Here is a 24,957-nt window from a genome sequence, read left to right as displayed (position 1 = left end):
ACTCTGCCAGGACTCAAATCAGAGGATACCCCAATGACCGTATCCGGCACAGAAACGCTGCCTGTGCGCTGCTATGAAGTAGGCGTGACAGGCGTTGCCACCCCCACCACCTTTGCTGACTATTTTCAGGAAGCGGCCTCCAACAACGCCCGTGATCTCGGCTTTCCCGGCGAGCGGCTGTGGGCCGAAGGAGTCGCATGGGTGCTGACCAGACTCTCCATCACGGTAGACCGCTATCCCGCCGCAGGCGAGACCATAACCCTGCGCACGTGGCCCTCCACCCACGACCGCACGGTGGCCATGCGCTGCTATGAAGCCTTCGACGCGCAAGGCAACCTGCTCGCCTCCGGCACCAGCGCATGGACGGTCATCGACTTTTCCACCCGCCGCATGGCCCCCATTCCAGACTTCGTGACTGACGAGTACCCCAAGAACCAGCCCCCCTGTCAGGCATTTGCAACCCGTGCGGTGCCCAAACTGCGCGAGGTAGCCCACAACGCCCCCGTGCTCACCCGCAAGGCCGATCTGGACATGAACGGACACGTCAACAACGCCCGCTATACGGACTGGGTGCTGGAATCGGTACCGGAGTCCTTCTCGGCTACGCATGAACCATCGCTGGTGGACATCACCTTTCGTGCCGAATGCGGTGCGGGAACCCCGCTGGTTTCCGCCTGCTCCGATCCCGCATCACGCGAGACTCTGCATTCCGTCACGCTTGAGGACGGCACGGAACTGTGCCGTGCGCGCGTGATCTGGCGGGAACGCTCCGCAGTCAACATGAACGGCATTCCCGCAGCCTTTGCAAACGGAAGCCGGAAATGACCGGCGCATCCTCCCTCGAATCAGACACCGCCTTCGAATGCATGGATCAGGACACCCTGCTGGAAGGGCTGCTCCTTGTCCCCCAAAAGGCAAAGGCAGCCGTGCTGCTGGTGCATGAATTCATGGGGCCGGGCGAATACATGCACAGACACGCCGGACGGCTTGCCGCCCTCGGCTATGCTGTTCTGGCCTGCGATATGTATGGCAAGGACGTGCGCCCCGCCTCTCCGGCGGAAGGCAGTACCGTTTCCCGCATCTACCGCTCGGACAGGCTCCTGATGCGCAGACGCATCCGTGCTTCGTTCAACGCCCTGCGCGCACATCCTGCCACGGCAGGACTGCCGGTGTTCACGCTCGGCTTTTCCTTCGGCGGCTGTTGCGTGCTGGAGCTTGCCCGCTCCGGCGCTCCCGTGGACGCCACCTGCAGCGTCTACGGCTATCTGAACACGACGCATCCCCTGCAGCCCGTCACGGAAAAAGCCGTACCCTGCGGCCCGCTGCTGGTACTGCACGGCGCGCACGACAAGGTGGTCCCCCTTGCCGAAGTGCCCCCCTTTGTGGAAGAGATGCGGGACGCCCGCCTCGACTGCCGCCTCACCATATATAGTGATGCGGGTCACGGCTTCTGCAATGAACTGCTGATTCCGAACGAGGCCCTCAATTCATGGTACTGCCCGCAACTCGCACAGCGGGCATGGAACGACATCCTGACATTCTTCGAGGCCGCCCTTGCGGCCTCCGAAAAGACATTATCCGCATAACCCGAGCAATCATCCATTCCGGAGCATACGCACATGAGCTTTCCCACACCGGAAACCTTCCTGCCCCACCGCATTTCCTACGGTGAAACAGACACAATGGGCGTGCTGTACTACGCCGAATACCTGCACCTGTTTGAACGCGGCAGAAGCGAGTTCATCCGCGAACGCGGCATGAGCTATGCCACAGTTGAAGAGCGTGGCATCATGCTGCCCGTGCGCGAAGCCCAGTGCCGGTACCGTGCTCCCGCACGCTACGACGACCTTGTATACGTGCGCGTCGGCATTGCCGAATGGGGCAAGGCTTCCATTACGTTCACCTACGAGATTCTGAACGCAGACAAGGCCAAGGTGCTGGCAACCGGCATGACGCAGCATGCCTGCGTGAACGAAACAGGACGCCCCGTGGCCGTGCCGGACTGGCTGAAGAACCTGTTCTCCGGCGATGTGCAGGCAAGCTGATTGAAATAGCACTGCAACTGCCTTCCATCCAATTCCATTCCCTGCATGATATGTTTTGCGCTTGCCTTTCCCCAAAGGCGGCAGTAAGCAACTGCCCATGTTTATAGACGTGCATACTCATGCCTTCCACCCGAAGATTGCCGACAAGGTGCTCCAGCAGCTGGGGCAGCATTACGGCATTCACGGCGTTGGTTCCGGGCTGATAGAAGATTTGCTGGCAAGGGCCCGCAAAGCGGGCATAGACAAGGTTGTGGTCCATTCCGCTGCCACTGCGGCAGCACAGGTCATTCCGGCCAACAATTTTGCGCTTGCCCTGAAGGAAGCCCATCCTTCGGTCATTCCTTTCGGCACTATTCATCCCGACTACGAGGATTGGGCCTGCCAACTGGAACGACTGAAGAAAAACGGCATAATGGGCCTGAAGCTGCATCCCGAATTCCAGAGCTTCCGTCTGGATGATCCGCGCCTGCACCCCATCATCGAAGAGGCGCAGGACCACTTCATGTTCATGCTGCACATCGGCGACGTACTGCCGCCCGAGCAAAACCCCTCCTGCCCGTACAAGCTCGCCGCCCTGATGGACCTCTTTCCCCGCGCACGCTTCATCGCGGCCCACATGGGCGGCTACAGGCACTGGAAGTACGCGTTGGAAAGCATTATTGGCAGAGATGTTTACATCGACACCTCCAGCTCGCTGGAGTTCATCGACGACGAGACCCTTGCCGCCATCTGGAAGAAGCATCCACGCGAACGCATCCTCTTCGGCTCGGACTATCCGCTGTACGATCCGGCGGATGAAATGGCCAGACTACGCAAACGCCTGAAACTGAGCGACGCGGATCTGGAACAGATTCTGCGTAACAGCGCGATCGCGCTGGGAATCGAACAATAAAAAAAGCCCTGCCGTTCATCACGGCAGGGCTTTCGCTTTCTAGTCCTGACCCAGAATCTTTTCCGGGGGGCGGCGTTCAGGCACGACGATGGAGGTATCTTCCCGCTCGTTCACCTCGGCGGTGACATACAGGCCGCAGAAGCAGGCCCCGTATTCCTTCATGTCTTCCTCGCGGTACACGCAGGGACAGACGATATCCTTGTCGTCTTCAAAGGTACCGTTGGGCAGGCGACAGGGGCAGGCCATGTAGCCGTAGCGCTCCTTGTTCACAAGCAGATTCTCCAGCAGGGGCATGGTCATGGTCATGTCCTTGTTGAAGAAATACCCCTTGGGTTCCTGAAACTTCTTGAGCATCTCAAAGAGCTGCTCCACGGTCATCTGCTTGCTCATATGTCCAGCGCCTCCTGAATCTCTTCCTTCTGGAACCCGACGATGACGCACACGCCCTCGTCAATAATGATAGTGGGGAACGACAGCTTCGGGTTGTATTCCTTGATGCGCGCAATGGCTTCCTTGCGCTCGTCGCCGGTGAGCTGGTCCACATACACCACCTTGAACTGCACGTCGTTATCCTCAAGGAACTGCTTGGTCTTCTTGCAATGAATGCAAGTGGATAAGGCATACAGAGTCACATTGCAGGGCTTTGCCATAAGAATATCCTCATCGTATCGTGTACTGAATAGTGCAGCATAACAGCAGCCGGAGGCAAAGACAACGCGTCCGGCCCGCTTCAGCGTTGCAGCAGGGCGGCAATCTCGCGCGCCACGAGGCGGATGGCCTCCTCGCTGGTCACGGCCTCACGCATGTTCGACCGTTCATACGCGGTATCCTGCACATCGATCACATACCGCTCATATTGGGCCACATCTTCACGCAACTCGCCGGGCGTGCCATCCACGGAAAAACTAGCCAGCTGATAGCTGACGGTAATGGTCAGACTGCCTTGACGCAGGGAGACGGTTTCGCCCTCCCCTTCAATGATGAACCGTTGCGAGACAAGGAGGGATGCATTCATCTCGTCTATGGCCCGCCGCACGGGAACCATCTTGGCAATGGCGCGTTCGCGGATACGCTGCAGGTTTTCCTGAATACGCTCGTTACGCCTGCGGCGCTCTTCCAGCTCTTCCTGCAGGATGGCGCGAGGAGAACGCAGGCGTCCGGCAAATTCCCTTGCCAGAAAAAACAGCCCTCCGAGCACGACCAGACCGATGATCAGATTGAAATACATGACCGCTCCTCTGCATAATACTATCGCATCATCTATCAGTTGCGCGTCGTGGTCAACACAAAGGGTAAACCATGGCGGGATGATACATTTGCCCCTATTTTGCCTGAGCAACCAAACAAGCGTTTTTACAAACAGGGTTGACAACTAGGTGCAGCTTATTCAATGTGGCATCATCGGGAAAAGTCGGAGGGCACGCCGTACTGATTTCCCCTCCGCATATTCGCAATGGACCGAACGCCCGGATGCCGGGCCAGAGAACTCCGTCTTAACTGGTTTAAACTGAGTAAGGGAGAGGTATATGTCCAAAGCACTGGAGACCCAGAGAACCTATGCAATTGTAGGCACCGGAGGTTGCGGTAAGACGTCGCTGGCTGAAATGCTGCTGTTTCAGTCTGGCGTCATCAACCGCCTTGGGAAGGTCGAGGAGGGTTCCACCACCCTCGACTACGAACCTGAGGAAGTGAAGCGCCGCGGTTCCGTCCAACCGGCCTTCGCCACCTTCGAATGGCAGAAGAACCGTCACTTCCTCATCGACACCCCCGGCGACAACAACTTTATCGGCGATATCCAGTACCTGCTCAAAGGTGCGGATAGCGCCATTTTAGTTGTAGACGCCGTGGACGGTGTACGCCCCCTCACAAAACGTCTGTGGAGCTATGTAAAAAGCGCAGGCCTGCCCGCCATTGCCTTCATCAACAAGATGGACCGCGACCGTGCGGATTTCGACATGGCGTTCAACGGCCTCTCCTCCATGCTGGGCATGCGCACTGTCCTGCTGTACATGCCCATAGGCACCAAACAGGACTTCAAAGGCGTTGTGGATGTCCTTGGTGAAAAGGCCTATTCCTTTGAAGCAGACGGTAAATTTTCGGAAATCCCCATTCCCGCCGAGATGGCGGATGAGGTCTCCATGCTGCGCGAGACCACCATCGAGAACATCGCGGAGAGCGATGAAGAACTGATGGAAAAGTATCTGGAAACCGGCGAACTTGCCCCCGAAGAGATTGCGCACGGCCTGAGAATCGGCGTGCTCAAAGGTGAGCTGGTGCCCGTTGTTGTGGGTTCCTCGCTCGAAAACAGGGGCGGTGCCCAACTTCTCGACGCCATCCAGGAACTGTTCCCCAACCCCATGGACCATGCTCCGTGGCAAGGTGCGGAAAGCGCAACCCGTACATCTGATCCCGATGCCCCACTTGCCATGTTCGCGTTCAAGACGCTGGCAGATCCCTTTGCGGGCCAACTCACCATAATGCGCGTACTTTCCGGCACGCTGAACGGCGAAGCCAGCCTGCGCAACGTGAACAAGGGTGAATCCGAACGCATCGGCACCCCGCTCTTCATGGTTGGCAAGGAAACCTCGCCCGCCCGCGGCGGCATAGGCCCCGGTGCCATTGTCGCCCTGCCGAAACTCAAGATGACCAAAACCGGCGACACCCTTGCCGACGAAAAGAAGCCCTTCAAGCTTACCCCGCCCACCCTGCCTCCGCACCTTATCTCCTACGCGCTCGCGCCCAAGGAAAAGGGAGACGAAGACAAGGTGTATGCAGCCGTTAACAGGCTGCTTGACGAAGATATCACACTGCGCCTTTCCCGTGCCGAGGAATCGAGCGACATCCTCATCTCCGGAATGGGCCAGATGCACATAGAGACCAGCGTGGAAAAAGCCATGCGCCGGTACAAGTGCGAAATCCTGCTGAAAACCCCCAAGGTTCCCTACCGCGAAACCATCAAGGGCAAGGCCCAGGTACAGGGACGACACAAGAAGCAGTCCGGCGGACGCGGCCAGTTCGGCGATTGCTGGGTGGAAATCGAAGGCATGCCCCACGGCTTCGGCTACGAGTTCGAAGACGCCATCGTGGGCGGTGTCATTCCGCGCCAGTACATCCCCGCCGTGGACAAGGGCATTCAGGAATCGGCCCAGCGCGGCTTCCTTGCGGGCTACCCGTTGGTGGACTTCCGTGCCAAGCTGTACGACGGCTCCTACCACAACGTGGACTCCTCTGAAATGGCCTTCAAGATCGCCGGTTCCCTCGCCCTGAAAAGCGCTATGGAAAAGGTGAAGCCCGCCCTGCTGGAACCCATCGTCCTGCTCACCGTGCAAATTCCGGACGAATACATGGGCGACGTCATCGGCGACCTTTCCTCGCGGCGCGGCAAGGTGCTGGGCTCCGACTCCCAATCGGGTCTCACGGAGATCAAGGCACACGTGCCCATGAACGAAGTCCTGCGCTACGCCCCCGACCTGCGCTCCATGACGGGTGGTCAGGGCGTGTTCACCATGGAACTCACCCACTATGAAGAGGCTCCGCCTCCGGTTGTGGACCGCGTGGTAGCCGAACATGAGGCAGCCAGAGACTAATGGAAGAGACAAGCCCCGTCGCATCTGCGGCGGGGCTTTAATTTGCTGCCCGCTCCCCCTTGAGGCAATCCACTTTTTCCGGTAGCTTGGCAGACTTGATTCACACTGGAAGGTTTCATGATCCGTACTCTATGGTTTTATCTATCGTTCCTCACGGCCACATTCGTGATCAGCGTCGCCACTCTGGCCGTGGGCGTCTTCGCACCGGCCGGCAAGGCCTGCGCCTTTCTTGCCGCCCTGTGGAGCCGTAGCGCTGTTGTCCTTTCCGGCATCCGGCTGGAGTCCGACCTTGCTGCCCTGCCTGAAAATGGCCCGGTGGTCTTCATGGTCAACCACCAGAGCCAGTTCGACATTCCCATAAGCACCCTGCTGCTGCGCGACTTCTATCCGGCCTTCATCGCCAAGAAGAGTCTTTTCCGCATTCCCTTCGTGGGCTGGGCATTCAGTATGGGCAAGCACATTCCCATCGACCGCAAGAATAGCCGAAGCGCCATGAAATCCATGGACAATGCTGCGGAAATAGCCAAGGCAGGCCGCTCCATTCTCATTTTTCCCGAAGGTACCCGCCAGTTGGACACCTCCCATTTGGGCGATTTCAAATCCGGAGGCATCATTCTGGCCCTTAAAACCGGTCTTCCCGTGGTTCCCGTTGTCATGGACGGCACCGGTGAAATTCTGCCCAAGGGGCATATCACGCTCAAGCGCCGCCATGTGGTGCGGGTAAAGGCCCTGCCGCCCATTGACCTTTCCGGTTATACCCTCAAAGACCGCAACAGGTTTCTCGAGGACCTGCACACCATAATGAACAACGCCTATCTGGAGATGCGCGCATGCCGGACCAGCAAGAATTCCTGACGCTGACCCCCCTTGGGGGCTACGGCGAAATCGGCATGAACTGCACCATCTGGTCCACCCCCACGACCTCGGTCGTGGTGGACTGCGGGCTCATGTTTCCTGACGACTACCACCTCGGCATCGACGTGGTCATTCCCCAGTTCGACCATATTCTCCGTCAGAAGGAGAAAGTGCGCGGCGTTGTGCTCACGCACGGACACGAAGATCACATAGGCGCGCTGCCATGGCTCATGCCCTGGCTGCACGTGCCCATCTACGGTTCCCGCTTCACGCTCGCGCTGGTGGAACACAAGCTGCGCGAAGCCAATCTGCTGGATCGCACCGAACTGATCGTTGTGAAACCTGGACAGCGTCTTGCCTTGGGCGACATGGTCTTCAACTTCTTCCCCGTGTGCCACTCCATCATTGAAGGTTTCGCTCTCGGTGTGGAAACGCCCGTAGGGCGCGTGGTGCATACCGGCGACTTCAAGCTGGACCCCAACCCCATTGACGGCCACAGCACCGATCTGGACGCCTTCCGCCGTTTTTCCGACGAGGGTGTGCAGCTCCTGCTTTCCGACTCCACCAACATTGAGCGGGATGGCCATTCGCTTGGCGAACGCGAGATCCGCGACACCTTTGACGGCATCTTCCGTGACGCCAAGGGACGAGTGGTTGTCACGCTGTTCTCAAGCCATATCCAGCGCATTCAGGAAGTGTTCGACATCGCCGCCAAGTACGGCCGCAAGGTGGCCGTTTCCGGCCGCAGCCTGCTGAACAATATAGACATCGCCCGCGATCTCGGCTTCATGCGCGTGCCTTCCGGCGTCTACATGGACCCGCAGGACATGCCCGCCCTGCCGGACAACGAGATCGTCCTGCTGGTAACAGGCTCACAGGGCGAGCCGCTGTCAGCACTTTCCCGCATCACCCGCGGCGAACACCGCTCCCTCTCCATCAAGGAAGGGGATACGGTCATCATGTCGTCACGGTTCATCCCCGGCAACGCGCGCGCCATCACCCGGCTCATCAACGACATGTACCGGCTGGGGGCAGAGGTCTATTACGAGAATTTCCGCAACATCCACGCTTCGGGCCACGCCTACCGTGAAGAACTTCGCATCATGCTGGAAACCGTGCGCCCACGCTTCTTCGTACCGGTGCACGGCGAGTATCGCCATCTGGTCAAGCACTGCCGCCTTGCCCACGAATGCGGCATTCCCGCCGACCACACCATCATTCTGGAAGACGGCGATCCCGTCACACTGCTGCCGGAAGGCATCCGCAAGGAGCCGCGCATCAATCTGGAAACCGTGCTGGTAGACGGCAAGGGCGTGGGCGACGTGGGTTCCTCCGTACTCAAGGAACGTCAGATACTGGGCGGAGAAGGCATGGTGGTAGTCTTCCTCGTGCTGGATGAGCAGATTTGGGAAATCCTGCACGGGCCGGACATCGTGTCCAAAGGCTTCATCTTCGAGGCCCATTACAATCACGTGCTGGAAGACGCCAAGTGCATCGTGCTGGACATTCTGGAAAACATGAGCCCGGGCGATCTGGAAAAGCTGAAGGACCGCATCCGCTCCACCCTGCGCCGCTTCTTCCGCAAGGTGCTGGAACGTGACCCCGTAGTGCTGCCCGTCATCACCATGGTCTAGGCATGCCCAAAGGCATCTGCCGTTACGGAACGACCGGCGCAACGCGGACTGACTGAAACCGAAGGGGGAAGACCGGAAGAATAATGGACGCTTCCGGCCCTTTTTCCCATACTGCCTCACAACGCTGCCTGCAGATACAAAGCTTTTGACCGCAGCCGCCGTACGCTCAACAACGTCCTGACACAACTGTTCAGAAACGGAGGGGATATGCGCGTTCTCAGGGTCCGCTACAAGAATTCCGCCTTCTACGCCGCCTTGCGCGAAGACACGGTACTGTGCCTCAATCCCCAACTGGGCTTCGTCGATCCCATTCCGCTGGAAGACGTTGCCGTACTGCCGGTGGTCACCCCTTCAAAGGTGGTCTGCGTGGGATTGAACTACAAGGCCCACGCGGCGGAGCTCGGCATGCCCATCCCTGATGAACCGGTCTACTTCCTCAAGCCGCCGTCCGCAGTCATAGGCTCCGGCCAGCCCATCCTGCTGCCAGAAGTCTCCCAACGGGTGGACTACGAGGCCGAACTTGCCATCGTCATCGGCAAGGAAAGCCGCAAGCTGCGCCCCGACCAGGTTCCGGACAGCATTTTCGGCTTCACCTGCGCCAACGACGTCACCGCCCGCGACCTGCAGAAAAAGGACGCCATGTTTGGCCGTTGCAAGGGTTTCGACACCTTCCTTCCGATAGGTCCGTGGATTGAGACGGAAGTGAAGAATCCGGACGACCTGACCATACGCTGTATCAAGAACGGACAGGTCATGCAGGAGGGACACACCTCCGACATGCTCTTCTCTCCCTACAGTCTGGTCATGCACATTTCCCACGTCATGACCCTGCTGCCGGGAGATGTGATTCTCACCGGCACCCCGCCCGGCGTAGGCCCCATGCACCCGGGAGACGAAGTGCGCGTGGAGGTTGAGAACATGGCGCTGCTCATCAACCCCGTACGCGACAGCCTTGGCCGCGCCGGAGAGGACGAGGTGCCGGTCCAGTAGCCTGCCGCGCATGGCCGCATGCGGCATGTCCCCCGCGGGGACAGCGTGAGGGTTGAAAGATGACCTCGGGCTCTCATACGCCCGGAGTCATAAAAATCATGTGAAAATTCGCTCGCGATGCGCACAAACGCTTGCCTTTTCCCTGAAACCAACGTATCCATTCCTGCCTTTTATACACAAAGCACACTCCGAGTTTCGTCCTTGGGTGCCTGTAAGTCGGCGTATTAACGTACCTTCATGCAGGTCGAGGGTCATGGCTCGGGGTGGAAGAAAACCCATTACAGGAGTTACACATGTCTTACGTATCAATGAAGCAGATGCTGGAAACCGGCGTCCACTTCGGCCACCAGACCCGCCGCTGGAACCCCAAGATGCGCCCCTTCATTTTTGGCGCACGCAACGGCATCCACATCATGGACCTGCAGCAGACTGCAAAGCTGTTCCGCCGCGCCCATGACAAGGTAGCTGAAACCGTTGCCAAGGGCGGCAAGGTTATCTTCATCGGCACCAAGCGTCAGGCTCACGAAGCCGTGCGCACCGAAGCTTCCCGCGCTGATCAGTTCTTCGTGACCAACCGCTGGATGGGTGGCACCCTGACCAACTTCCAGACCATTCGTAAGTCCATCGACCGCCTGAAGAAGCTGGAAGCCATGTTCGAAGACGGTTCCGTAAACCGTTACCAGAAGAAGGAAATCCTGACTCTCCGTCGCGAGATGGATAAGCTGGAACTGACCCTCGGTGGTATCAAGAACATGGACCGCCTGCCCCAGCTGGCTTTCATCGTTGACCCCAAGCGCGAAGAAATCGCTGTTAAGGAATGCCGCAAGCTCGGTATCCCGATCGTTGCCATCACCGACTCCAACTGCGATCCCGACGTGATCGACTACGTTATCCCCGGCAACGACGACGCCATCCGCGCCATCAAGCTGTTTGTTGCACACATCGCAGAAGCCTGCATGGAAGGCGCTGCAATGGGCAAGGACAGCAAGGACGTTGAGCCTGAAGTTGCCATGGCTGCCGCTGCTGAAGCTGAAGCCGGCAAAGACGAAGAATAAAATCACCTCGGGAGAATACTGATGTCTATTTCCGCCGCTATGGTGAAGAGCCTGCGCGACAAGACCGGCGCCGGCATGATGGACTGCAAGAAAGCTCTTGCAGAGAACAACGGTGACGAAGAAAAGGCAATCGACTGGCTCCGCCAGAAGGGCCTCTCCAAGGCAGCCAAGAAGGCTGGCCGTGCAACCACCGAAGGCCTCGTCGGCTGCGTGGTTGAAGGCAAGGTAGGCGCTCTGGCCGAGTTCAAGTGCGAAACCGACTTCGTTGCACGCAACGAGGCCTTCATCGCCCTTTCCCAGAAGTTCGCACAGGACGTTGCCGCCAACGGCGCAGAAGGCTTCACCGACCGCGTTGCCGCTGACGTGACCGACTGCATCGCCACCCTCGGCGAAAACATGTCCGCAGGCCGCGCTGCCCGTGTTACTCTGGCTAACGACGGTGTTATCGGTTCCTACGTGCACTCCAACGGCAAGATCGGCGTTCTGGTTGCCATCGAAGGCACCGACAACGCAGAACTGGCCAAGAACATTGCCATGCAGGTAGCCGCTACCAACCCCGTTTCTCTGGACGCTTCCAGCATTCCCGCCGACCTGATCGAGCGTGAGCGCGAAATCCACCGTCAGAAGACTCTGGAAGAAGGCAAGCCCGAGAACATCGTGGACAAGATCGTAGATGGCCGTATGCAGAAGTTCTTCAAGGAAGTTACCCTGCTCGACCAGCCCTACATCCGCGACGACAAGATGGCCGTTAAGGACCTGCTCAAGGGCGGTGCCAAGGTTACCGAATTCGTGCGCTTCGCCCTTGGTGAAGACGCCGTTGCAGAAGAGGAAGAGGCCGAATAGCCTTTTTCTTCGCATAGCTCGTAAAAGGGGGTCGCAAGACCCCCTTTTTTTGGGTACGGTACTCTCGGCCCTTGTACGCCAAGCCTGATGCCTGCCGCACAGGCCTGCTCACGGGCAGTCGGAACCGGTCTTGACTTTCATGACCAAAGGGCGCACAGAAACGCAAATCTGAAACCGCGTCCCTTTTCCGGTACGCCTTTCCCGCCCTGTACACGGCGGAACAACAGGCAGCGGACGCACATACGCACAGCAAGCGGAGCCAATATACATGCGCGATTCCTTTCTGGTCTTCGGACAGCCGCTGATCGAACAGGACGAAATAGATGAAGTGGTGGACAGCCTGAGCAAGGCATGGATCGGCACCGGTCCCAAGGTCCACAAATTCGAGAAGGACTTTGCCGCCTTCAAGGGCGTTCCCTACGCAGCCGCGGTCAACTCCTGCACCGCCGCTCTGCACCTTGCCTGTCTCACCCTTGAACTGGAACCCGGCGACGAAGTCATCACCACGGCAATGACCTTCTGCGCCTCGGTAAACTCCATCATCCACGCGGGTGGCACTCCCGTTCTCGCCGATGTGGACCCGCTGACGCTGAACATCGCCCCTGCCGCCATTGAGGCAAAAATTTCTCCGCGCACGCGCGCCATCATGGTGGTGCACTACGCCGGACGCTGCTGCGACATGGACGCCATCATGGCGCTTGCCGCCAAGCACAATCTTGTGGTCATTGAAGACTGCGCACACGCCATCGAATCCGAATACAAGGGACGCAAGGCGGGCACCATCGGCCACATCGGCTGTTTCAGCTTCTACGCCACCAAGAACATCGTCACCGGAGAAGGCGGCATGCTCATCTCCAATGACAAGGCCGCCATCGACCGCTGCAAGATCATGGCCCTGCACGGCATGAGCGCCGACGCCTGGGCACGCTTCTCCGATGCGGGCTACAAGCACTATCAGGTGGTTGACCACGGCTTCAAATACAACATGATGGACCTGCAGGCGGCACTGGGCCTGCACCAGCTTCCCCGCATCGAACGTTACTGGAAGCACCGTGAAGCCATATGGAACCGTTACATGGAAGCCTTTGCCGATCTCGGCCTCGGCCTGCCCGCAGCGCCTGAAGCAGATACCGTACATGCTTACCACCTGTTCACCATACGCGTGGACAAGCAGTGCTGCGGCGTGGAACGCGACCAGATGCTCGAGGCCATGCGCAAGCACAACATCGGCGTCGGTGTGCACTATCTTGCCATCCCCGAACACCCCTACTACCAGAAGCGGTTCGGCTGGAAGCCTGAAGACACCCCCCATGCCACGGCATACGGACGCGAAACCGTCAGCCTGCCCCTTTCCGCCAAGCTGACCGAAAAGGACGTGGACGACGTGATCAACGCCGTACGTTCCATCTGTAACGCCTGCACCGGAGCATCCAAGTGAGACCGACGGTAACGGGACTGGTGCTCACCTACAACGGAGAGCGTCTGCTGGACAAATGTCTTGCCTCGCTGGCTTTCTGCGACAAGGTGCTGGTAGTGGACTCATATTCCACCGACAGCACCGTTGCCATTGCGGAAGCCGCCGGAGCAACAGTTGTGCAGCGCAAATGGGAAGGCCCCGGCCCCCAGTTCCAGTTCGCCCTTGCCCAGATCGATACCGACTGGGTCGTGAGTCTAGATCAGGATGAAATCTGCACGGATGACCTGCGCGAACGCATTCTTGCAGCGCTGCCCTCCGCGCCAGCCTCTCTTGCGGGCTACTATGTGCATCGCCGCAACTGGTATTATGACCGGTTCATGCGCTATTCCGGCTGGTATCCGGACAGGCTGCTGCGCGCATTTCGTGCAGACAGGATGCAGGTTGAGGTAAGCGGCGCGCACTATTCCTTCCGTCCCAAGGGTGAAACGGACGTCATCAAGGCGGACATCATCCACTACCCCTACGAGAGCTTTGCCCAGCATCTGGACAAGATCAACTCCTATGCTCAGCAAGGGGCGGACGACCTGCGCCGCAAAGGCAAAAAAGGCGGCGTGATGCGTGGTATAGGACACGGCGCCATGCGGTTTGCCAAACTCTATTTCTTCCAGCGCGGCGTACTCGATGGCCGCGCAGGCTTCATCAACGCCGCACACGGCGCATTTTACGCCTTTCTCAAATATGTACGGGTAGATGAAGGAACGTGGGGCAAGCCCTACGACGAACAATAATGTATTTATGGCGGCAAGTCCGCCATATTTTTTGAATAGCATTAGTAACGACAACCCCAGAGGTCGGACATGAGCGAATTGCGTTTCAAACGCGTGCTGCTGAAACTGAGCGGCGAGGCTTTGGCTGGTGATGAGAAATTCGGTATTGACCCTGCAACTGTTTCAAAGATATGTCGAGAAATCGCTGAAGTGGCTGATATGGGTATAGAAGTTGCCCTGGTCATCGGCGGCGGCAACATCTTCCGCGGACTGTCTTCGTCCGCCAAGGGCATGGACCGCTCCTCTGCGGACTACATGGGCATGATGGCTACGGTGCTCAACGCCCTTGCCGTGCAGGATCAGCTGGAAAAGCTCGGGCACCCCACCCGCGTTCTTTCCGCCATCACCATGCAGGAGGTGTGCGAGCCTTACATTCGCCGCCGCGCCGAACGCCATCTGGAAAAGGGACGCATCGTCATATGCGCCGCCGGCACCGGCAACCCCTATTTCACCACTGACACTGCGGCTGCGTTGCGCGGCATGGAGCTCAAGTGCGATGCCATCGTCAAGGCCACCAAGGTGGACGGTGTGTATGACAAGGATCCCGTAAAGCACGCAGATGCAGTCATGTTCAAGCAGCTCAACTACATTGATGTATTGCAAAAGAAGCTCGGCGTCATGGACTCCACCGCCATCACGCTGTGCATGGAAAACAATGTTCCGATCCTCGTCTGCAACCTGTACAAGGGTGACATCAAGCGCATGATGCTGGGCGAGAGTGTCGGCACCATCGTACAAGGAGAGTAACCCAATGGATGATATCCTGCTCGACGCCGAAGAAAGAATGGAGAAGGCCATCACGTCGCTGGAACGTGAATTCGGAAAGCTGCGCACCGGTCGCGCTTCCACCTCGCTCGTGGACAACATCGTGGTGGACTATTACGGCACCCCCACGCCCATCAAGCAGATGTCTTCCGTTGCCATTCCGGACAGCCGCAGCATCACCATACAGCCCTGGGACAAGGGCGCCTTTGCGCTGATCGAAAAGGCCATCATCAACTCCGATCTGGGCCTCAACCCCATGAATGACGGTCGAGTCATCCGCATCAACATTCCCATGCTGACCGAAGAGCGCCGCAAGGAACTCGTGAAGGTTTCCAAGAAGTATGTGGAAGAAGCCAAGGTTGCCATCCGCAACGTACGTCGCGACGCCAACGAACAGATCAAGAAGCTCGAAAAGGGCAAAGAGATCACCGAAGACGATTGCCGTCACGGTCAGGACGAAGTGCAGAAGCTCACCGACGCCTATGTTGCCAAGGCAGACGAACGCGGTTCCGCCAAGGAAGCCGAAGTCATGGCCATCTAGCACACACCGTGCTTCAAGGATTGCAAAGCCGGACCTCAGGGTCCGGCTTTTTTTTCGCCCAACCGCCCCACAGAGCCTGACAACAGCCGTGTTTCCCCCTGCATTGTATCGTTTATTTTCTTGAAGGGCCCTATCAATCCACTACCAATGCATATGCAACTATGCTATGAGCTAAGGGAATTTCGGCATATTCTCTTTGACTTACCGCTCCGACAGCCGCCAGCGCGGCCTGCAGCGAGCCTTGCGGATAACCCATAAAAGGCAGGTAGCATCATGGAATCGAAAGAATTGTATAAAACCATCTACAAGATAGCCAAGGTCGTGAACTCTTCCCTTGAGCCCAAGGTCGTTCTCGGTCAGATTGTAGAACAGGTGACCAGAACCATGGGGGCCAGAGGCTGCTTCATCCGCCTGCTGAACCGCAATGGCACCCTGCTCAAACCCGACGCGTATTACGGCCTCAGCGAGCGCTATGCACAAAAGGGCCCTGTGGAAGTGGGCAAGAGCAAACTTGATCAGGAAGTGCTGGCGGGCAAGGCCATTTATATTGAAGACGTGCGCAATGACGGCCGCTTCCAGTATCCCCAGCAGGCATCTGAGGAAGGGCTTGTCTCTCTTGTTGTTGTCCCGCTTATCGCCCATGGCAACAAGGTTATCGGCGTACTGCGCGTATACTCCGGCGAAACCCGCAAATTTACCGAAGAAGAACTGGAATTCCTGAGCTGCATCGCCAACCTTTGCGGCATAGCTCTGGAAAACGCGCGCATGTATACCGCGCTCAAACGTGCCAGCGAACTGGCCAACGCCTACGTATATCAGGTGTTTGAAGACTAGCCGTCTCGCCCTGACCATTACCAGCAACGCGACATATCGCGACCGGAGGATAGCATGAGCAAAGTACGTGTTGGCATCAACGGTTTCGGCCGTATTGGTCGCCAGGTTCTCAAATCCATATGGAAATACCATCGCGACACCATTGAAGTGGTAGCCGTGAACGATCTTTTCGATATCAATACCAACGCGCACCTGCTGGCGCACGACACCAGCTACGGACCGTTCGAGCCCAAGATCACCGTTGAGGGCGACATCATTCACGTAGGCAGTGATTTCCAGGTAAAGAACTTTGCGGAACGCGATCCGCGCCTCATTCCCTGGGCCAGCCAGAACGTGGATGTGGTGGTGGAATCCACCGGCATTTTCCGTACCGGCCCCAAGGCCGCCATGCATATTGAAGCTGGTGCCAAGAAGGTCATCATCTCCGCCCCCGCCAAGGAAGAAGACATTACCATCGTCATGGGCGTGAACGAAAAGGATTACGATCCTGCCAAGCATCACATCATTTCCAACGCCTCGTGTACCACGAACTGCCTTGCTCCCATCGTCAAGGTCGTGCACGAGAAATACGGCATCAAAAAAGGCGTAATGACCACCATCCACGCCTACACCAACGACCAGCGCATTCTGGACCTGCCCCACTCCGACCTGCGCCGCGCACGCGCCGCCGCCTGCAACATGATTCCCACCTCCACAGGCGCAGCCAAGGCCGTGGCGTTGGTTATTCCGGAGATGGCCGGCAAGTTCTCAGGCTACTCCGTCCGCGTGCCCACCCCCACTGTTTCTCTCGTAGACTTCGTCTGCGAGCTGGAAAAGGACACCACCACTGAAGACCTTCGCGCAGCCCTCAAGGCAGCCTCTGAAGGCCAGTTGAAGGGAATTCTGGGCTTCTCGGAACAGCCGCTGGTTTCATCCGACTTCATCGGCGACCCCCGCTCCTCCATTGTTGAAGCGGACTTCACCATGATGCAGTCCGGCAACATGGCCAAGATCTATTCATGGTACGACAACGAATGGGGCTATTCCTGCCGCGTGGGCGACCTCATCGACATGATGGCCAAGAAGGGCATGTAAGCCCTCTGGCAACAGAAAGAACAAAGGGAGGCACAGCGTGCCTCCCTTTTTTACGTATTCAGTGCTGAAATTGTCGCCGGTACGTATCGACATGCTCATTGAACTGCCGGAGAAAATCAGGATATCTGGCAAGAAAGGAATGGGAAAAGTAGACCCCGAGCGGATTATCCTTGAGCACAAAGACGTTGATAGATTCAGAATTTCTGCGTTGACGTAACAGCTCTTCCATAACGAGATTATTCGCAAGCACCGCGTCCACTCTGCGCCGCTCAAGCAATTCCACAAGCTCTGCCGTGGTTGGCGGAGAGGCCACAACATTATATCCCTCATCATGCAGCCACTGCAGCATATTCGCGCCATGAAACGAAGCGACCCTGGCCTTCTGCCTGAAGACGGAATCTGATGGTACAGGACCGCCGTGCGGCAGATAATACCAACTCCATTGCTGGTCTGCTATCGTACAAGAGAGAACTCCCAAGCCATCACGTTCATCGTTCTTGGAGGCCGCAAAAAAACCGTCCACATCCCCAGTCTGAAACATATACTGGGCTCGTTTCCACGGCACGACACGTAACTCCAGAATTACGCCCATTTCCGCAAAAGCATACCGGACGGCACGTACAGCTATGCCATCAAAGTGTCCGGAAGCATCATAGCACCCGTAGGGGCTGAGGTTGTGCGTTGCCAGTGCAACATGCGACGGCACATCAGACGCACCGGCTTCGCGCCCCGCGCCAACAGCCGCAATCGCCCAACCGAACACGAGTATCAACACCATATTCAACAGTTTCAGCTTCATATATAAGCAGTAACGCATCAGAGAACTTACTGTACAGGGCTTAGATATGTTTTTACAATAATCACGGCGGTTGCAGCGCCGAATACCGACTATGGACTGCATACGAAATACGCGATACATCCACCACCATGAACAGCACAGTACACAAAGACCTGATCAAGTTTGTTGAAGAGGACATTCCCTTCCATCGCTTTCTGGGCGTAAAGGTGCTGGATGTACGCCCGGGCTATGCCAAGGTGTGCCTGCCTTACCGCGAAGATTTCAACGGGAACGAGATGCGCGGCGTGCTGCATGGCGGCATTACCGCCCTTCTCGTAGACATCTGCGGCGCGGTAGCGCTGTGGACCCACTTCGGGCCTGAAGACAAGACTGCAACAATCGATATGCGCGTAGACTACCAGCGCCCTGCCCCCTTTGAAGACCTTGTGGCGGAAGGCGACGTGCGCATGCTGGGCAACCGCATCGCCAACGTGCATATCCGCGTTACCTCATCTTCCATGCCGGACACGCAGATAGCTGAAGGCCGCGCAGTCTATTATGTGAAACGCGCCGGTGCGCCCAGCTAGCCACGTATCCTCCTACCTGAAAAAACAAAATGGTGCCCTAGGGCACCATTCTTTTTTCGAAAACACAGTCTTTCCGCAGTGAGCTGGAAGCGGCTAATTTACCACATCCCATGATAAAAGGCCGCCCCCCTGTGGAGCGGCCTTTTAAAAAACTGTGAGCAGGGAAGGAGAGGCGTAGTTCCAAACCTGGTCACAGGGTCTACCTGTCTTTTGTCGCATTGAGGCACCCCCTGCCTCGATCCGCACCATACAGCGGAGAATGCGACATCTGTCGTCCGCGGAGCGTTGCAGCTCCCATTACGGAACAACGGTCTCTCAAGGGCAGGTGCGACTCGGTCCTTCACATGCCGTGACGGAGGGAGTCGGGCCGCAGCCCTCAATCCGCGCCCGTGTTCATCTGGACCGGGCGCCCTGTTTCAATCCTGCCTAATCCGCCTGTTTGCGGATGAAGGAAGGAATCTCAAACTCGTCCTCGTCGAATACGAAATCTTCCTCACCGGGGTTATGCAGGTTGGCTGCCTGCTGCGCTGCCTGCGCTACCTGTCCCTGACGGCGAAGGTATGCGGGAATGCTGCGGTCTTCTTCGCTGAAGTTGCCAAGTCCACGCGCAGGCGCAGGACGTGTAATCACTTCCTGAGCACGACGCGGCTGCGCCATGGGCTGACTCATGGGCTGACTGGCAGGCTGTGCGGGACGCGCAGCGGCCTGCGGCTGAACCTGCTGCTGGGCGCGGGGTGCCGGAGCGGCCTTGGGCGGGGCATTACGCATGGGCGTTACCTTACCGTTCGCCGAAACGCTCCGTCCGCCGTTTCCCTGCGTTTCTGCACGGGTGGCGTCAATGCCGGTGGCAATAACGGTGATGCGCATTTCATCGCCGATGTTGTCGTCAAATACGGTACCGAAGAAGATGCGGGCATCATCGTGCGCGGCTTCCTGAATGGCACCTGCTGCTTCGGAAACTTCCTCGATGGTGAGATCGGAGGAACAGGTGATGTTCATGAGCACGCCACGTGCGCCGTCAATGGATACATCTTCCAGCAGGGGGCTGGTGATAGCCTTCATGGCAGCCTCGCGGGCACGGGCTTCGCCGGTGGCGCTGCCTGCGCCCATCATGGCGAGACCGGATTCGCCCATCACGGCCTTCACGTCCGCGAAGTCGAGGTTGATCAGGCCGGGCACCATGATGAGGTCGGAAATGCCCTTCACTGCGAAATAGAGAATCTCGTCCGCCTTCTTCAGCATTTCCACGAAGGTTGCCTTCTTGGCGGCGAGGGACAGCAGTCGGTCGTTGGGAATGGTGATGAGGGAGTCCACATGCTGGCGGAACTCTTCGATGCCGGCTTCAGCAGCCTCAAGGCGCTTTCTGCCTTCAAAGAAGAAAGGCTTGGTCACAACGCCAACGGTCAGTGCGCCCATTTCCTTGGCAACCTGCGCGATAACAGGCGCCGCGCCGGTGCCGGTGCCGCCACCCATACCTGCGGTAACGAACACCATGTCCGCCTCGCCGATGGCTGCGCGGATCTGTTCGATGGACTCAAGCGCTGCATCACGGCCGACTGCGGGATTGGCGCCTGCGCCAAGGCCCTTGGTGAGCTTGTCACCCAGCTGAATCTTGTACTCGGCCTGCGAGTTGTTGAGCGCCTGCACGTCGGTATTGGCAGTGATGAAAGTCACGCCGCGCAGTACCGAGCTGATCATGTTGTTAACAGCGTTACCACCGCCACCGCCGACACCAATGACTTTAATTTTCGCCATGCTGTCTTCAATTTCCATAAATTCCATGTTCGCCTCTCCTTTCGCCAATACTCAGTTCAAACAGTGTAGACCAAAAACGTGTAGACCAAACAGGATTCGGTTCCCGGATAACGCCTAAGAAACATCCGAGAACCACTTCTTCATCCGGGACAGGACCCGGTTGAAGACATTGCCGTCACGAATGCGGAATTTCAGCTCCAAGCCTTCCTTTTCCGCGCCATACCGCAGGAGACCAACCGCGGTGGCGTACTTGGGGCTGTTCACGACATCCTTCAGGCCGCCCACATTACGAGGATAGCCAATCCGCGTGGGCAGGTTGAAGATTTGTTCGCCAAGTTCCTGGCACCCGTCGATCAGCGAAGTGCCGCCAGTAAGCACCACGCCCGCGCCAATAAGGTTCTTGTATCCGGAACGGACGAGTTCCTGATCCACGAGGGAAAGGATCTCCTCCATACGCGGTTCGCATATTTCCGCCAGCACCTGACGGGAGAGCTTGCGGGGCTCACGGTCGCCCACGCTGGAAACTTCTATGGTTTCATCGCCACGCACAAGTTCGGCAAGCGCGCAGCCGTAACGGGTCTTGATCTTCTCTGCGCTGACCATGGGGGTGCGCAGACCAAAGGCGATGTCGTTGGTCAGATTCTGACCACCAAGGGCGAGCACGCCCGTGTGCTTGATGGAATCGTTGGCAAACACCGCAATATCGGTGGTGCCGCCGCCAAGGTCCACCAACGCTACGCCGATTTCGCGCTCTTCCTCTGTCAGCACGGCCTTGGAAGAAGCCAGCGCCTCAAGCACGATATCGGAAACATCAAGACCGCTGCGATGGCAGGAACGCACGATATTCTGTGCACTGGTCACCGCGCCGGTGACGATGTGCACCTTCACTTCAAGACGCACACCGGCCATACCGAGGGGATCGGCGATGCCGCGCTGGTCGTCAACGATGTATTCCTGCGGCAGAATGTGGATGACCTCGCGGTCCAGCGGAATGGCTACCGCCTTGGCTGCATCCAGCACGCGCTCCACGTCCTTGGGACCGACTTCGCCGCCCTTGACCGCAATAACGCCGTGGCTGTTGAAGCCCTTTATGTGGCTGCCTGCGATTCCTGCGTAGACGGAGCGGATTTCGCAACCCGCCATGAGTTCGGCCTCTTCAAGCGCCTTCTTGATGGACTGCACGGTCTGCTCGATGTTTACCACAACACCCTTACGCAGGCCGGTGGAGGGGGCAGTGCCGATGCCGACGATATCCACACCATCAGGAGTGGGCTCGCCCACCACGGCGCAGATTTTAGTGGTCCCGATATCGAGTCCCACGATCAGATCAGACTTGGCCATACTGCATACCTCCAAAATTCATTATCTGCTGGCGGCAGGAGAAGTTGCCGCCTCAACCCACACACTGTCACCGTCCACCTTCACCGAGCGAACATACTTCAATTCGCCCCTGCGGCTCAGGTCCCCCAGCACCAAGGCCAGACGGCTCAGGTTAGTGTTCCAATCCTCGACCCCCAGACAGAGAGTCATATCCGCATTCTCCAGAAACAGCTCCATCCCCCCACTTCTGCTGAGTCTCACCCACGCGGCATTATTTATATCCAAGGGCAGGCTGGCCGTTTCCAGCGATCCCACCATGTCAGGCAGCTGCTCAAGCCAGGATTCCATGCCCGGATCAATCGAGAGAAACGGAAGCGACGTAAACTTGGTCGGCTCCAACTCGCAGATCATGTCACCACGGTCATCGAGGTAGACCACCTTGTCGCCCCGCCTTCCCCAGTAGTGCGGCACGCGTTCGCGCACCGTGATGAAGAAGCTTCCGGGCAATTCCCGCTTGACGGAGACACCTGCCACCCAGGGATTGCTGAGCAGACGGGCCTCCATCGCCCCCATACGCACGGCCAGACTGTTCATGCCGGGTCGCACTTCTGCAAGCGCCTGAATCTCACCGCTTCCGAGCCGGACATTTCCGGCCACCTGCACTTCCTTCACCGAGAAGTACTCACTCACAGTGAAAAAGCGATACAAATAGAGCAATGCGATACTGAGAATAACAATAAAAAGAAAAGAAGTAAATAGTGTAAGCACCCAAGGCCACAAATTCGGAAACTTTCTGCTACTTGGTTTCCTGCATCTTGCCCTTGAGTACGTGTTGCCGGAAAAACTAACCGGCGCACGCTTCTTCTTGATTGCAGCCACTCTTGCCATCAGATGATTTTTACTTCTAATTCAAGTGAAAAATTTGTTTCTTTCTTTACTTTTTCCTGCGCAATTGATAAAAGATACTTTGCTTCTTCGCTTGTTCCTTTACCAGTATTTATCAAAAAATTAGCATGCATTTTCGAAAATGCCATGCCACCATATTCTTTTCCCTTAAATCCACAACTGTCTAAAAGCTTTCCTGCGCTTGCCTGTTGCGAAGGATTCTTGAATACGCAGCCGGCACTATATGCCGTTACAGGCTGCGTTGCTTTCTTCTTGGCGTAGTTTTCCCGCATTACCCGATGAATATCGTCTCTGACGCCTCTATCAAGACAGAATGTTGCGTCCAGAACAATAGTCAAAGACGTATCGCCAGAGGCACCATCAGTCTCTTCTACGGAGAAATGCCTGTATGCGAAGTGCAACGAGTCCCTCTTGAGAGTGCGCACACCGTTGCGAGGGTCAAAGATCGTTACACTTTCCAGTCTGGCTCCTGTTTCACACCCGTAAGAACCGGCATTCATGGCAACGGCCCCACCCACGGTTCCGGGAATGCCCGAAAGTCCTTCCAATCCGGAAAGCCCGTTGGAGCAGAGCCAGCCAAGCAGGCGGGGAAGTCTGAAGCCGGCCCCCACCCGAACGCGAACACCGTCGGTGCCCTCGCCCACCACCTGCGGCGCATCCATCACAGCAGGATTCACCACCACCAGAGGCAACTCGCCGTCGCTGGCCAATATATTGCTGCCGTACCCCAGCACCAGCGGCTTGCCGCCAAGGCGCTCCAGCGCAAGCGACAATTCGTCGCAGTCCTGCGCACGGGCAATGACCACTTCGGCAATGGTGCTTCCACCAAGCCTGAGCGTGGTACGTTCCCTGAGGGTCGGCCCCTGCAGAATAACCAGCGACATACTGCTATTCTCCGTCCAAGTACTTCTGGCCAACAGTCCAGATGTTGCCTGCACCCAGAGTGATAAAGAGGTCACCGGGCTGCAACACTTCAGGAAGAGCCTCTGTTACGGCCTGAAAATCCTGACAATACAGAACATCGGTATTTGTCACCTGACGAATCCCCTGCGCCAGACTCTGCCCGCTCACGCCGGGAATGGGCGCTTCGGATGCCGGATAGATTTCCGTAAGCAGCAGCTTGTCCACCCCTTCGAAGGCCTTGCAGAACTCGCCGAAGAGCGCCTGCGTACGGCTGAAACGATGGGGCTGAAAGGCGACCACAAGTCTGCGGTTGGGGAAACACTGCTTGGCGGTATTGATGGTTGCGGCCACCTCGGCCGGATGATGACCGTAGTCATCCACAACCAGCACACCGTTGCGCTCGCCCTTGCGCTCAAAGCGGCGGCCTACGCCGGTGAAACCGGAAAGCCCTTCAATGCAGGCCGCTTCGGAAATGCCGGCCTCGAGCGAGACGCCGATGGCCCCAAGCGCGTTAAGGATGTTATGACGGCCGGGCTGGGAGAGATGCACTTCCCCCATATCACGCCCCTGCACGATGACACGGAAGTGGCTCATCTCGGTGCAGGAAAGCACTTCGGCACGAATATCGTTATCGGGACCGAAACCATAGGTAATGCAGGGCCGCTTCACCTTCGGCAACAACCTGCGCACGCCGGGGTCGTCGCCGCATACGATGTTCGCGCCATAGAAGGGCACGCTGTTCATGAACTGCACGAAGGCATCATCAATGGCCTGCTGGTCCGCGTAAAAATCCATGTGATCACGGTCCACGTTGGTCACCACGGTCATGATGGGCAACAGACAGAGGAACGAACCGTCGGATTCGTCCGCCTCTGCGATCAGGAATTCGCCCTCGCCCAGACGCGCGTTGGTGCCATAGGCATTCAACCGCCCGCCAATGATGACGGTGGGGTCGGTCTGCGCGGCATCAAAAATGGCTGCCGTCAAAGAAGTGGTGGTTGTCTTGCCGTGGGTACCGGCAATCGCAACGCCGGTGCGCAGGCGCATCAATTCGGCAAGCATTTCGGCGCGGGGAATGATCGGAATCTTCTTCTCCCGGGCGGCGATAACTTCAGGGTTGTCATCCTTCACGGCGGAAGAACGGACCAGCACCTGCACATCCGTCACGTTATCCGCTCCGTGTCCGATGAAGATCTCCGCTCCCAGATTCTTCAGGCGACGCACCACAGGGCCGTCGGCAATGTCGGAACCGGCAACCTCGTAACCGAGGTTGAGCAGAACTTCGGCAATGCCGCTCATGCCTGCACCACCGATACCCACCATGTGAATCTTGCGAATCTTGATCATCA

At 57.6% G+C, this 24,957-nt stretch carries 26 protein-coding genes; 17 read left to right on the top strand and 9 right to left on the bottom strand.

What is annotated here, in order from left to right:
- Positions 1 to 33 precede the first annotated feature (33 nt).
- The 4 genes from N1030_RS17260 (at position 34) to N1030_RS17245 (ending at position 2,937) form a co-directional block, all read left to right on the top strand.
- The gene (locus N1030_RS17260) at positions 34 to 825 is read left to right on the top strand and encodes an acyl-[acyl-carrier-protein] thioesterase (RefSeq protein ID WP_265826817.1); all 792 of its coding nucleotides are present in this window, start codon (positions 34 to 36) and stop codon (positions 823 to 825) included.
- Positions 822 to 1,586 (top strand): dienelactone hydrolase family protein, encoded by a 765-nt coding sequence (locus tag N1030_RS17255; RefSeq protein WP_265826816.1) that lies wholly within the window; start codon positions 822 to 824, stop codon positions 1,584 to 1,586. The genes N1030_RS17260 and N1030_RS17255 overlap by 4 nt, the downstream gene beginning before the upstream one ends.
- A gap of 33 nt (positions 1,587 to 1,619) precedes the next feature.
- Positions 1,620 to 2,045 carry an acyl-CoA thioesterase gene (locus N1030_RS17250; RefSeq protein ID WP_265826814.1) on the top strand — a complete coding sequence of 142 codons (426 nt, stop codon included), beginning with the start codon at positions 1,620 to 1,622 and terminating at the stop codon, positions 2,043 to 2,045.
- A gap of 97 nt (positions 2,046 to 2,142) precedes the next feature.
- Positions 2,143 to 2,937: an amidohydrolase family protein gene (locus N1030_RS17245; RefSeq protein ID WP_265826813.1), complete on the top strand. Its 795-nt coding sequence runs from the start codon at positions 2,143 to 2,145 to the stop codon at positions 2,935 to 2,937.
- A 39-nt stretch (positions 2,938 to 2,976) separates the two neighbouring features.
- Here N1030_RS17245 and N1030_RS17240 read toward each other — a convergent pair whose 3' ends face one another.
- The 3 genes from N1030_RS17240 to N1030_RS17230 form a co-directional block, all read right to left on the bottom strand.
- Complete coding sequence (locus N1030_RS17240) at positions 2,977 to 3,327, bottom strand: ferredoxin-thioredoxin reductase catalytic domain-containing protein (RefSeq protein WP_265826812.1); 351 nt, start codon at positions 3,325 to 3,327, stop codon at positions 2,977 to 2,979.
- Positions 3,324 to 3,587: a glutaredoxin family protein gene (locus tag N1030_RS17235; protein ID WP_265826811.1), complete on the bottom strand. Its 264-nt coding sequence runs from the start codon at positions 3,585 to 3,587 to the stop codon at positions 3,324 to 3,326. The genes N1030_RS17240 and N1030_RS17235 overlap by 4 nt, the downstream gene beginning before the upstream one ends.
- A gap of 80 nt (positions 3,588 to 3,667) precedes the next feature.
- Complete coding sequence (locus N1030_RS17230) at positions 3,668 to 4,165, bottom strand: hypothetical protein (RefSeq protein WP_265826809.1); 498 nt, start codon at positions 4,163 to 4,165, stop codon at positions 3,668 to 3,670.
- Positions 4,166 to 4,463: 298 nt separating this feature from the next.
- Here N1030_RS17230 and N1030_RS17225 point away from each other — a divergent pair, with 298 nt between their 5' ends.
- The 12 genes from N1030_RS17225 (at position 4,464) to gap (ending at position 17,359) form a co-directional block, all read left to right on the top strand.
- Positions 4,464 to 6,524, top strand: coding sequence for an elongation factor G (locus tag N1030_RS17225; RefSeq protein WP_265826808.1), 2,061 nt, complete (start codon positions 4,464 to 4,466; stop codon positions 6,522 to 6,524).
- A gap of 117 nt (positions 6,525 to 6,641) precedes the next feature.
- Positions 6,642 to 7,379, top strand: coding sequence for a lysophospholipid acyltransferase family protein (locus tag N1030_RS17220; protein ID WP_265826807.1), 738 nt, complete (start codon positions 6,642 to 6,644; stop codon positions 7,377 to 7,379).
- The gene (locus tag N1030_RS17215) at positions 7,355 to 9,013 is read left to right on the top strand and encodes a ribonuclease J (protein WP_265826806.1); all 1,659 of its coding nucleotides are present in this window, start codon (positions 7,355 to 7,357) and stop codon (positions 9,011 to 9,013) included. The genes N1030_RS17220 and N1030_RS17215 overlap by 25 nt, the downstream gene beginning before the upstream one ends.
- Positions 9,014 to 9,220: 207 nt before the next feature.
- On the top strand, positions 9,221 to 10,003 hold the full coding sequence (locus tag N1030_RS17210; protein WP_265826805.1) for a fumarylacetoacetate hydrolase family protein: 783 nt from the start codon (positions 9,221 to 9,223) through the stop codon (positions 10,001 to 10,003).
- A 293-nt stretch (positions 10,004 to 10,296) separates the two neighbouring features.
- Complete coding sequence (gene rpsB / locus N1030_RS17205; protein WP_265826804.1) at positions 10,297 to 11,058, top strand: 30S ribosomal protein S2; 762 nt, start codon at positions 10,297 to 10,299, stop codon at positions 11,056 to 11,058.
- 21 nt (positions 11,059 to 11,079) lie between these two features.
- On the top strand, positions 11,080 to 11,901 hold the full coding sequence (gene tsf, locus N1030_RS17200) for a translation elongation factor Ts (RefSeq protein WP_265826803.1): 822 nt from the start codon (positions 11,080 to 11,082) through the stop codon (positions 11,899 to 11,901).
- A gap of 268 nt (positions 11,902 to 12,169) precedes the next feature.
- Positions 12,170 to 13,339 (top strand): DegT/DnrJ/EryC1/StrS family aminotransferase, encoded by a 1,170-nt coding sequence (locus N1030_RS17195; protein WP_265826802.1) that lies wholly within the window; start codon positions 12,170 to 12,172, stop codon positions 13,337 to 13,339.
- Positions 13,336 to 14,106, top strand: a complete 771-nt coding sequence (locus tag N1030_RS17190) for a glycosyltransferase family 2 protein (protein WP_265826801.1) — start codon at positions 13,336 to 13,338, stop codon at positions 14,104 to 14,106. Before N1030_RS17195 ends, N1030_RS17190 begins: the two co-directional genes overlap by 4 nt.
- 69 nt (positions 14,107 to 14,175) lie before the next feature.
- Positions 14,176 to 14,892: a UMP kinase gene (gene pyrH, locus N1030_RS17185; RefSeq protein WP_265826799.1), complete on the top strand. Its 717-nt coding sequence runs from the start codon at positions 14,176 to 14,178 to the stop codon at positions 14,890 to 14,892.
- A 4-nt stretch (positions 14,893 to 14,896) separates the two neighbouring features.
- Entirely contained in the window at positions 14,897 to 15,451 is a 555-nt protein-coding gene (gene frr, locus N1030_RS17180; RefSeq protein ID WP_265826797.1) for a ribosome recycling factor, read from the top strand.
- Positions 15,452 to 15,724: 273 nt separating this feature from the next.
- A complete protein-coding gene (locus tag N1030_RS17175) occupies positions 15,725 to 16,285 on the top strand; it encodes a GAF domain-containing protein (RefSeq protein ID WP_265826796.1) in 561 nt (186 codons plus the stop codon).
- Between the two features lie 54 nt (positions 16,286 to 16,339).
- Complete coding sequence (gene gap / locus N1030_RS17170; RefSeq protein ID WP_265826795.1) at positions 16,340 to 17,359, top strand: type I glyceraldehyde-3-phosphate dehydrogenase; 1,020 nt, start codon at positions 16,340 to 16,342, stop codon at positions 17,357 to 17,359.
- A gap of 58 nt (positions 17,360 to 17,417) precedes the next feature.
- On the opposite strand, the gene N1030_RS17165 is transcribed toward gap, so the two are convergent.
- Entirely contained in the window at positions 17,418 to 18,158 is a 741-nt protein-coding gene (locus N1030_RS17165) for a substrate-binding periplasmic protein (RefSeq protein WP_265826794.1), read from the bottom strand.
- A 128-nt stretch (positions 18,159 to 18,286) separates the two neighbouring features.
- Here N1030_RS17165 and N1030_RS17160 point away from each other — a divergent pair, with 128 nt between their 5' ends.
- Entirely contained in the window at positions 18,287 to 18,724 is a 438-nt protein-coding gene (locus N1030_RS17160) for a PaaI family thioesterase (protein WP_265826792.1), read from the top strand.
- A gap of 426 nt (positions 18,725 to 19,150) precedes the next feature.
- Here the strand turns inward: N1030_RS17160 and ftsZ are convergent, their stop codons facing one another.
- From ftsZ to murC, 5 genes are all read right to left on the bottom strand, one after another.
- Positions 19,151 to 20,506: a cell division protein FtsZ gene (gene ftsZ, locus N1030_RS17155; RefSeq protein ID WP_265826791.1), complete on the bottom strand. Its 1,356-nt coding sequence runs from the start codon at positions 20,504 to 20,506 to the stop codon at positions 19,151 to 19,153.
- An 87-nt stretch (positions 20,507 to 20,593) separates the two neighbouring features.
- A complete protein-coding gene (gene ftsA, locus N1030_RS17150; RefSeq protein ID WP_265826790.1) occupies positions 20,594 to 21,820 on the bottom strand; it encodes a cell division protein FtsA in 1,227 nt (408 codons plus the stop codon).
- 21 nt (positions 21,821 to 21,841) lie between these two features.
- Positions 21,842 to 22,489 carry a cell division protein FtsQ/DivIB gene (locus N1030_RS17145; protein ID WP_265826789.1) on the bottom strand — a complete coding sequence of 216 codons (648 nt, stop codon included), beginning with the start codon at positions 22,487 to 22,489 and terminating at the stop codon, positions 21,842 to 21,844.
- Between the two features lie 197 nt (positions 22,490 to 22,686).
- Entirely contained in the window at positions 22,687 to 23,589 is a 903-nt protein-coding gene (murB, locus tag N1030_RS17140) for a UDP-N-acetylmuramate dehydrogenase (RefSeq protein WP_265826788.1), read from the bottom strand.
- Positions 23,590 to 23,593: 4 nt separating this feature from the next.
- The gene (murC, locus tag N1030_RS17135) at positions 23,594 to 24,955 is read right to left on the bottom strand and encodes a UDP-N-acetylmuramate--L-alanine ligase (RefSeq protein ID WP_420842847.1); all 1,362 of its coding nucleotides are present in this window, start codon (positions 24,953 to 24,955) and stop codon (positions 23,594 to 23,596) included.
- Between the last annotated feature and the right edge of the window lie 2 nt (positions 24,956 to 24,957).

The sequence above is a fragment of the Desulfovibrio mangrovi genome (genome assembly GCF_026230175.1).
Classification (GTDB): Bacteria; Desulfobacterota; Desulfovibrionia; order Desulfovibrionales; family Desulfovibrionaceae; genus Halodesulfovibrio; species Halodesulfovibrio mangrovi.
Note: the sequence above shows the minus strand (reverse complement) of the source record. Positions and strands in the feature narration are given on the sequence as shown.